Origin of the sequence: Thermococcus sp. PK (assembly GCF_000430485.1) — an archaeon.
In the GTDB taxonomy this organism is placed as follows: domain Archaea; phylum Methanobacteriota_B; class Thermococci; order Thermococcales; family Thermococcaceae; genus Thermococcus_A; species Thermococcus_A bergensis.
On the sequence record NZ_KE387150.1, the window covers coordinates 371,856 to 380,643 of the forward strand.

General features: G+C 43.7%; 12 protein-coding genes and 3 tRNA genes. 10 read left to right on the forward strand and 5 right to left on the reverse strand.

What is annotated here, in order from left to right; genetic code table 11:
- Nucleotides 1–118: 118 nt before the first annotated feature.
- Together THEPK_RS10220 and THEPK_RS10225 are read right to left on the reverse strand one after the other, a co-directional pair.
- Entirely contained in the window at nucleotides 119–496 is a 378-nt protein-coding gene (locus THEPK_RS10220; protein WP_042696758.1) for a hypothetical protein, read from the reverse strand.
- A gap of 50 nt (nucleotides 497–546) precedes the next feature.
- The gene (locus tag THEPK_RS10225; protein ID WP_042697770.1) at nucleotides 547–969 is read right to left on the reverse strand and encodes a hypothetical protein; all 423 of its coding nucleotides are present in this window, start codon (nucleotides 967–969) and stop codon (nucleotides 547–549) included.
- Nucleotides 970–1,191: 222 nt separating this feature from the next.
- Between THEPK_RS10225 and THEPK_RS10230 the strand changes: the two genes are divergently transcribed.
- The 8 genes from THEPK_RS10230 to rpl12p all read left to right on the forward strand — a co-directional run bounded on the left by THEPK_RS10230 (nucleotide 1,192) and on the right by rpl12p (nucleotide 6,674).
- Nucleotides 1,192–2,010, forward strand: a complete 819-nt coding sequence (locus THEPK_RS10230; RefSeq protein WP_042701556.1) for a D-aminoacyl-tRNA deacylase — start codon at nucleotides 1,192–1,194, stop codon at nucleotides 2,008–2,010.
- A 133-nt stretch (nucleotides 2,011–2,143) separates the two neighbouring features.
- Nucleotides 2,144–3,265 (forward strand): cell division protein FtsZ, encoded by a 1,122-nt coding sequence (ftsZ, locus tag THEPK_RS10235; protein WP_042701559.1) that lies wholly within the window; start codon nucleotides 2,144–2,146, stop codon nucleotides 3,263–3,265.
- Nucleotides 3,266–3,390: 125 nt separating this feature from the next.
- Nucleotides 3,391–3,582, forward strand: a complete 192-nt coding sequence (locus THEPK_RS10240) for a protein translocase SEC61 complex subunit gamma (protein WP_042701562.1) — start codon at nucleotides 3,391–3,393, stop codon at nucleotides 3,580–3,582.
- 17 nt (nucleotides 3,583–3,599) lie between these two features.
- The gene (locus THEPK_RS10245) at nucleotides 3,600–4,055 is read left to right on the forward strand and encodes a transcription elongation factor Spt5 (RefSeq protein ID WP_042701566.1); all 456 of its coding nucleotides are present in this window, start codon (nucleotides 3,600–3,602) and stop codon (nucleotides 4,053–4,055) included.
- A gap of 13 nt (nucleotides 4,056–4,068) precedes the next feature.
- A complete protein-coding gene (locus THEPK_RS10250) occupies nucleotides 4,069–4,560 on the forward strand; it encodes a 50S ribosomal protein L11 (RefSeq protein WP_042701569.1) in 492 nt (163 codons plus the stop codon).
- A gap of 82 nt (nucleotides 4,561–4,642) precedes the next feature.
- A complete protein-coding gene (locus tag THEPK_RS10255; protein ID WP_042701573.1) occupies nucleotides 4,643–5,293 on the forward strand; it encodes a 50S ribosomal protein L1 in 651 nt (216 codons plus the stop codon).
- Nucleotides 5,294–5,298: 5 nt separating this feature from the next.
- Nucleotides 5,299–6,315 (forward strand): 50S ribosomal protein L10, encoded by a 1,017-nt coding sequence (locus THEPK_RS10260; RefSeq protein WP_042701576.1) that lies wholly within the window; start codon nucleotides 5,299–5,301, stop codon nucleotides 6,313–6,315.
- Between the two features lie 47 nt (nucleotides 6,316–6,362).
- Nucleotides 6,363–6,674 carry a 50S ribosomal protein P1 gene (gene rpl12p / locus THEPK_RS10265; RefSeq protein WP_042701577.1) on the forward strand — a complete coding sequence of 104 codons (312 nt, stop codon included), beginning with the start codon at nucleotides 6,363–6,365 and terminating at the stop codon, nucleotides 6,672–6,674.
- 79 nt (nucleotides 6,675–6,753) lie between these two features.
- Here rpl12p and dcd read toward each other — a convergent pair whose 3' ends face one another.
- Complete coding sequence (gene dcd / locus THEPK_RS10270; RefSeq protein WP_042701579.1) at nucleotides 6,754–7,227, reverse strand: dCTP deaminase; 474 nt, start codon at nucleotides 7,225–7,227, stop codon at nucleotides 6,754–6,756.
- A gap of 46 nt (nucleotides 7,228–7,273) precedes the next feature.
- Between dcd and THEPK_RS10275 the strand changes: the two genes are divergently transcribed.
- A tRNA-Arg gene (locus tag THEPK_RS10275) sits at nucleotides 7,274–7,349 on the forward strand.
- 320 nt (nucleotides 7,350–7,669) lie between these two features.
- The gene (locus THEPK_RS10280) at nucleotides 7,670–8,290 is read left to right on the forward strand and encodes an HXXEE domain-containing protein (RefSeq protein WP_042701582.1); all 621 of its coding nucleotides are present in this window, start codon (nucleotides 7,670–7,672) and stop codon (nucleotides 8,288–8,290) included.
- Between the two features lie 157 nt (nucleotides 8,291–8,447).
- Here the strand turns inward: THEPK_RS10280 and THEPK_RS10285 are convergent.
- Both THEPK_RS10285 and THEPK_RS10290 read right to left on the reverse strand, forming a co-directional pair.
- Nucleotides 8,448–8,525, reverse strand: a tRNA-Ile gene (locus THEPK_RS10285).
- Nucleotides 8,526–8,533: 8 nt separating this feature from the next.
- Nucleotides 8,534–8,609 (reverse strand) — tRNA-Asn (locus THEPK_RS10290).
- Nucleotides 8,610–8,788 lie beyond the last annotated feature (179 nt).

Here is an 8,788-nt window from a genome sequence, read left to right on the forward strand (position 1 = left end):
TTTTTACATCTCCTCGATATTTTGTACATACATTCAAATAATTTCATGTACACTACAGTATTTGTTTTGTATCCATGTCTGGTTATATACCTTACGGTCATAAAGGGCGTGTTTAGTTTCACCCCCTGTTATTTAAACAGTATTTGACTCTGAGGAGGATTTTCAGACCATAACACATTACCCCAAGCAGGATTCGGGTTACAGTAGTCTTTTTCAGAAAACAGGGGATCCTACTGCCAAACCACGTTGTAAACGCACCCCAGAACCCCTCATGAGGATTCCTATGCCTGTACTCTTCTTCAGAAAACACTCTGTCTCTCTTCTTACTACCAAAACCACCTGGAGCGTTCTTAGTTTTCTTAACAATCGGCCGATAACCCTTTTCCACCACAGTGTTCAGAACTTTCTTTGAATCATAAGCCCCATCAGCATAAAAATTCCCAGAACCCCCCGGCAGGAGTTCAATCAGCTCGTTCTCAGAAGTTGTGATCTTCACAGCAACCGGATACAGTAAACCCGGCAGGATTCTCGTTATTGCCTGAACTTCTATCCTGCCCTTTTTTTATTTGTGATAATGGTTGAGTCTGCTTGAGTGCTGGCGTAGGGTAATTTCTGGAGTTTTTTCAGGAGGTGGTTTGTCAGTTCTTCGAGGTTCAGCTTTTTCTCCCAGTTGTGGAGGGTTGAGTAGTGAATGTTTGCTCCGAAGAATTTTCTGCCGTAGTGCTGGGCGTCTCTGAGGGGTAGGTTGTAGTATTGTTTAAAGAGGAGTATTGCCAGTATTGTTTTTACTGGAAATTTTTTGGATTTTGGCAGGTTCTTCAGCTTTCCTTCTGATTCGAAGTCTGCTAAAACGTCAAGAATTGCGAATGCCACGCTTTCAGGGTCTTTGAGTCTGTGATCCCATCTGGGGATCACGACAACCACCTGAAAGAATTCAGCAAAAACCCTAATAAAGGTTACTATAAACACGCCCCGGTCATAAACTTTTACTTGCCCGCACATCATTAATTCTAGTTATTTGGGGCTATGTTGTTGAAAATTTCAGCGGAATGTTTTTATCTTGATCAAAGAGTCTTTTAGAAGGGTTTGTCTTTAAAAGAACTTTGCCATTACATATGTAGGGGCAAGGCGATGTGAGGGCCAGAACGCTAGATTTTTATGGTAGAACTCAATGCCTCATAGGGGATAAAAATGAAGGTTATCATGACGACCAGTGTTGATTTGGCTTCCATGAACATCAAGCACAAGCTGGTTGAACATTTTGGATTCAAAGAAACAGAGCAAGAATTCGATAAAAGCCCTGTCTATCGTTGGAAGGACGTCCTTCTATTGACAACAGATAGAGAAATGATATACTACGATAATCTAGACATAGAGATAGCAAAGCAGCTTAACATAACCCCGGAGATAATAATCTTCGCATCGAGGCATTCAAGTGAGAAGAAGCTCCCGGCTTTAACGACCCATGTCACTGGAAACTGGGGAAAGGCTATGTACGGAGGGAAAGATGAAAGCTTAGCTATTGCAGAACCAAGGGCAATGAAACTTGCTCTTCTAAAGCTACACGAATTAAATACTCTGGATTGGACAGTATGTTATGAGGCGACCCATCACGGCCCAAGTGAACTTGAAGTGCCCTCTCTTTTTGTAGAAATTGGCTCCAGTGAAGAGGAATGGAAAAATGGGGAAGCCGGTGAGATAGTTGCGGAGACAATTGTCTATGTTTTGGACAACTACCAAAAAAGTAAATTCAAAACCGCAGTTGGGATCGGCGGGGGTCATTATGCTCCAAAGCAAACAAAAAAAGCACTGACTTCGGATATTGCTTTTTCCCATATAGCCGCAAAATACGCACATCCCTTGTCGAGGGAAATGCTTGTTAGGGCCATAGAAAGAACATCAGGGAACGTTGATGCAATTTACGTTGATTGGAAGGGTAGTAAAGGGGAAACCAGACAAATTGCAAGGAATTTAGCTGAAGAACTAGGCTTGGAATTTATCAAAGACTAACAAAAGAAGCGAAATGCTTAAAGCTTTAAAAGTACACATTTAAATATCGGCTGAACTAATTTGGCTAAGGTTTATATATGTAGAGAATGTGAAAAAACATTTAGAACTGTTATCGATATGGGAGGGTGAAAAGATGTTGAAACTAATTGAAAACGCGATAGAAAGAACCTCCGCCGAGGCAAATGCTCCAGTTGAAGTACAAGCCCCGTCTTCTGACATTGATGAGGAGCTTAAGAAAATACTCGAACAAGTGCAGGCAAAGATATATGTTGTTGGTGTCGGTGGTGCGGGCTGTAACACCGTTAATAGAATGATGGAAGTTGGAATTCAAGGTGCCAAAATAATTGCTGTTAACACTGATGCTCAGGATCTTTTAAAGATAAAAGCTCACAAAAAGATACTTATTGGTAAAGAGCTTACAAGGGGGCTTGGTGCTGGAAACAATCCAAAAGTTGGCGAAGAGGCTGCAAAAGAAAGTGAGAGGGATATTAGAGATGCCCTCGAAGGGGCAGACATGGTCTTCATAACCTGCGGTCTTGGAGGGGGAACTGGAACTGGTGCCGCTCCAATAGTTGCAGAGCTAGCAAAGAAAATGGGGGCGCTAACAGTTTCTGTAGTAACGCTTCCGTTTACTGTTGAAGGAATAAGGAGAATTAAAAACGCTGAATACGGTCTTGAGAGGCTTAGAAAGAACAGCGACACTGTTATAGTCATTCCGAACGACAAGCTTATGGAAGTTGCGCCCAATTTGCCAATTCACATGGCATTCAAAGTTGCTGATGAAATTCTTGTTCAGGCTGTTAAGGGCATTACAGAACTAATTACAAAGCCAGGTCTAATTAACCTTGACTTTGCTGATGTGAAGGCGGTCATGAAAGACGGCGGCGTTGCAATGATTGGCATTGGTGAGAGCGATAGTGAAAAGAGGGCTTTGGAAGCAGCAACACAGGCATTAAACAGCCCATTGCTTGACGTCGACATAAGCGGTGCTAAAGGGGCTTTAATAAGCATTGCGGGAAGTGATGTTAAACTTGAGGAGGCACAACAGATAATTGAACTCGTGACAAGCAAGCTTGATCCAGAGGCTCAGGTGATATGGGGAATACAGCTTGATCCAGAACTCGAAAAGACCATCAGAGTAATGGTTGTTGTGACTGAAGTCAGCTCTCCATATGCAGTAGTTGAAGAATCTGAGATCTCATATTCCCCAGAGGAAGAAAAGAAAGTTATTAAGCTCGACTTAACCGAGCTTTAAATTTTGTTTTAATTTCGCTAGCTTTTTGTTCTCCCTTAACTTTATAAATAAACTGAGAGGATATAAGCATAACTTTTAAATAGTCGGGGAATAGTCAAGTCTGAGAGTCGTGAGGGGTGTTAAAAATGGCAGAGAGCTACACAGAAAAGTTTAAAAGCTTCATATCTGAGTCGAAGAGAGTTTTCCTCGTGACCAAAAAGCCAAGTTGGAAGGAGTATAAGCTTGCTGCTAAGATAACGGGCATTGGGATTATTTTAATAGGCCTTATCGGCATGCTTATTCACATTATTGGTACATTGATAGAAGGTGGGGCATAACTCCCTTGGTGATAGAGATGGAGTCGAAGATATTTGCAGTAAGGGTAACAGTTGGACAGGAAGAGAACACTGCCAAGCTCATTTACAGTAAGGCAAAGACCTACAACCTGCCTATTAGGGCAATTTTAGCTCCTTCCAAGGTTAGAGGGTACATCTTTGTTGAGGCCGCAGAGAAAGCAGCGGTGGATGAGGCAATCAGGGGCATCAGACATGCAAGAGGAACCCTACCTGGTGAGATAGCCTTTAGCGAGATAGAGCACTTCCTTGAAGAGAAACCCGCAGTTAGCGGATTTGAACCTGGAGATATTGTCGAGCTTATTGCCGGTCCGTTTAAGGGAGAAAAGGCTAAGGTTGTCAGAGTTGATGAAGCAAAAGATGAGATTGTTGTTGAGCTCATTGGAGCTATAGTACCAATCCCCGTTACAGTTAGAGGGGAATACGTTAGGCTTATAAGCAAACGCTCAGAGGAGTAGAGGGGTGAAGAGGATGACAAAAAAGCAAGTTGTTGAAGTGTTGGTTGAAGGTGGTAAAGCTACTCCCGGTCCCCCATTGGGTCCAGCAATTGGTCCACTTGGATTGAACGTTAAGCAGGTAGTTGATAGAATAAACGAGGCAACAAAAGATTTTGCGGGAATGCAGGTTCCAGTTAAGATCATTGTAGACCCAGTGACAAGACAATTCGAGATTGAGGTCGGTACTCCCCCAGTAAGCCAGCTTATCAAGAAGGAGCTTGGCCTTGAGAAAGGTTCAAGCGAGCCAGTGAGAACCATTGTTGGCAACTTAACAATGGAACAGGTCATCAAGATAGCAAGGGCAAAGAAGCAGCAAATGCTTGCAGCTGATCTAAAAGCCGCTGCCAAAGAAGTCATAGGAACGGCACTGAGCATGGGAGTTACCGTAGAAGGTAAAGACCCAAGAGAAGTGCAGAAGGAAATCGACGAAGGAGTTTATGATGAAGTGTTTGCAAAGGCAGAGTGAGGGAAAAGTTTAAAAATCTCTCCTTTTACGAACTTTTGATTTTTCCTTTCGGCTTAAATAAAAAAAGAGGGAGGTCAAAAAAATGGCCTTTGACAAGCAAAAAATCGTGGAAGCGGTGAAGGAGGCTAAAGCCCGGGCTAAGCCGCGCAACTTCACACAGACCGTCGAAGTGGCAGTAAACCTCAAGGATATTGACCTTAGAAAACCTGAAAACAGGTTTAAGCTTGAGGTTGTACTGCCACACGGCCGTGGGAAGGAGCCAAAAATCGCGGTCATCGCTGATGGTGCCGTTGCCGAGGCGGCTAAAAAGCTCGGGCTTGATGTAATTAGTGGTGAGGAATTGGATGAATTGGCGAGCAACCCAAGGGCTGCGAGAAAACTAGCCAAGAAGTATGACTTTTTCATAGCAGCTGCTCCGCTGATGCCAAAGATTGGTAAAACCTTGGGTAGGTTCTTAGGTCCAAGAAACAAGATGCCTGTGGTAGTTCCACCTACAGTAACGGATCTTACTCCGTTTGTTGAAAAACTTAAAAAGACCGTGAGAATACAGCTCAAGAACAACCCAGTAGTGCACGCTCCAGTTGGCACGGAAGACATGGACGACGAAAAGCTCGCAGAGAACATTGAGACAGTGCTCAATGCAATAATCGGAAAGCTTGAAAGAGGAGAAAACCAAGTTAGGTCAGTATACGTCAAGACAACAATGGGCCCAGCTGTAAAAATAGAGGGGTGATATAGATGGCTCACGTTGCTGAGTGGAAGAAAAAGGAAGTTGAAGAACTTGCCAAGCTTATCAAGAGCTATCCAGTGGTTGCCCTCGTAGATGTAGCAGATGTTCCAGCTTACCCCTTATCAAAGATGAGGGAAAGCCTTAGGGGCAAGGCTGTGCTTAGAGTTTCAAGGAACACATTAATCGAACTTGCAATCAAGAAGGCAGCTCAGGAGCTCAATAATCCAGAGCTTGAAAAGCTTGTTGATCACATACAAGGTGGAGCGGCTATCCTTGTTACAGAAATGAACCCATTCAAGCTTTACAAATTCCTGGAAGAGAGTAAAAAGCCAGCTCCAGCTAAGCCCGGAGTTCCAGCTCCAAAAGACATTGTGGTTCCTGCTGGACCAACACCTCTCTCACCAGGACCTCTCGTAGGTGAGATGCAGGCTTTGGGAATTCCTGCAAGAATTGAGAAAGGTAAAGTTTCAATTCAAAAAGACACCGTAGTACTTAAAGCTGGCGAGATTATAACTCCTCAACTTGCTAACATCCTCAACCAGCTGGGAATTGAGCCTCTCGAAGTGGGGCTCAAACTGCTCGCTGCTTACGAGGATGGCATTGTTTACACACCGGAAGTCCTCGCAATTGACGAGGAACAATACATCAGCATGATTCAGCAGGCTTACATGCACGCATTCAACTTGTCCGTAAACGTTGCATACCCAACAAAGCAAACAATCGAGGCAATCATACAAAAGGCATTCCTTGGCGCGAAGAATGTTGCTGTGGAAGCAGGATACATTACCAAAGAAACTGCTGGAGATATACTTGGCAAGGCATTCAGAGTTGCTTTGCTCATAGCCCAGCAGTTGCCAGAGGACTTGCTTGATGAGAAGACCAAAGAACTTTTAAACCAACAAGCACAAGTTATAGCGGCTCAGCCTCAGCCAGCTGAAAAGGCTGAGGAAAAGGTTGAGGAAGAGGAAGAAGAAGAGAAAGAAGAGGAGGAGGCTCTCGCTGGATTGGGAGCTCTGTTTGGTTGATGCGTATCAAATAACAAAAAATAAAGATAACTCGGAGGTGTAAGGAGATGGAGTATGTATATGCTGCTTTATTGTTACACGCCGCTGGTAAGGAGATAACCGAAGAGAACATAAAGGCTGTACTCCAAGCTGCTGGAGTAGAGGTTGACGAGGCAAGAGTGAAGGCTCTCGTTGCAGCCCTTGAGGGCGTCAACATCGAAGAGGTTATAGAGAAGGCCGCAATGCCAGTTGCAGTTGCAGCCGCTCCAGCTGCAGCTCCAGCTGCTGGAGCTCCTGCAGAGGCTGCTCAAGAAGAGCAGCAAGAAGAGGAAGAGAAGGAAGAAGAGGCTCTCGCTGGACTTGGAGCCCTCTTCGGCTGAACTCTCTTCATTTCTTTATATTTCGTTTTCCCAAATTTACAGAACGGATTTTTTGCTGTGTAATATAAAAGAAAAGGAATCATTTCTTGGATTTTCTCTTGGATAAAACTAAATGTTGGCTTCCCTGATAACTGCCCTTGTACGGATTGCGCGCTGGCTCTTCAAGTCTTATGAATGCTATCTGTACGAACCTCTCCCCGTAATGGAGGACTACTTCTTCTTCAGAACTGTTAAACAATGCTAACGTGAGGTTCCCGTCCCATCCCGGATCTACCCATGCAAAGCTCCCCAAAAGACCTTCCCTTGCAAAGGTGCTCCTCAGTCTCATGTCTCCCATGATGTCATCAGGGAGCTTCACTCTTTCTAGGGTCAGGATCAAGGCATGTCCTTTGGGGGGAATAACCACCTTCCCTTCTTTTTCAACATCTATGAACCTTCCATTGACCATGGCTTCTTTTCCGACCCTTAAGTCGTAGCCTGCTGGTTGAAGAGATTCTTCGCTGAATGGTTCTATTAGGATTTCCTTTCTAATTTTGTGGTCTGGCAGTATCATTTTATCACCGCAACTTTTATTTATGCATACATTATAACTCTTTTGAGGGCCCGTGGCCTAGGGGATTGGGCGTCGGCCTTCGGAGCCGAAGGTCCCGGGTTCGAATCCCGGCGGGCCCGCCACATACTTAAAGCCATTAGCTAAAGAATAGTCGAAATTTCAATTCTGCTCAATGTTCTTTAAAGTTGGACTGTGGAGGATATTGTTTACTTATTGTGAAGGGGATACTTCACTTACTCCCTAAAGAGTGAGTCTTGAAACGAAAAAGCATTTAGTTCTACATGCTATTGCAAATCTAAGGAGCTGAACAAGTACGCAAGCATAACTCTTTGTTAAATCTATGACTATCCAATGAGTATTCTAAAAAGACCTTAAAAAGTTAGGTAGCAACTTAATACACAGCACATAGGTGCCATACCTTATAGACAGGGGGTGAGAGAAAATGAAGCCTGCTCAATATTATGAATGGTTGAAGAGGGAATGGGCAAAGGTGGGTCTGATTCTTTCTATTTATCTCGTTGTTTTCTTGTTTGTGTTTGTGCGCAATTATGATTTTGTAGTGTTCCTTATCCTATTGCAAACACCTCTCTACATGCTTCATCAGACAGAAGAGTACGTTTTTCCAGGAGGATTTGATAAGTTTTTCAATACAAAAATACTCAAGACAGAAGCAGAAAATGGGCCTCTAAATCCTACCTTCGTTTTCTTTTTAAACGTTCTCTTAATATGGGTAGCTTTACCATTGTTTGGTTTGTTGTCAACTATTAATTATAAATTCGGTCTCTGGATTCCGTATTTTTCACTATTTGCAGGGATAGCTCATATTTTGTTGTCAATCAGGGCTAGGAGGGTATATAACCCAGGGCTGTTTGTAAGTTTGTCTCTGAACATTCCTGTGAGTCTGTGGTCAATTATTTTCCTAATGAATCAGGGTATTCTTAGTAGCTTCTTGAACTTCCACTTCGTAATAGGACTAGCTATAAATGCCTCACTTCCAATTATGGCAGTAATTCTGCTTAGAAACTATAGAAAAAGAGAAACTTTAACCTCTTCTAAATCCTAAGGAAAAAGATGTTCTCCTTTCTCTCAACTTTCTTCTTGTTAGCTAAGGATGTGGAATGCAGAGTTATACATTCTGGACTCTCATAAGAAGCATTGACTTTTAACTATCTGGAACTTAAAAACGCATTGTATTGTCTTCCGCTAATACTGGGGAAAAGTGGTGGGCCCGGGGGGCTTTGAACCCCCGACCACGCGGTTATGAGCCGCGCGCTCTGACCAGGCTGAGCTACGGGCCCACAAAGACTGGCGCCGCCGGCCCGACTTGAACGGGCGACCACCGGATTAACAGTCCGGCGCTCTACCGACTAAGCTACGGCGGCACGAACCCAATCATAGGGAACATAAGTGGATTTATAAATCTTACGGTGGTGCTGGGCGTGTTTAGTTTCACCCCCTGTTATTTAAACAGTATTTGACTCTGAGGAGGATTTTCAGACCATAACACATTACCCCAAGCAGGATTCGGGTTACAGTAGTCTTTTTCAGAAAACAGGGGATC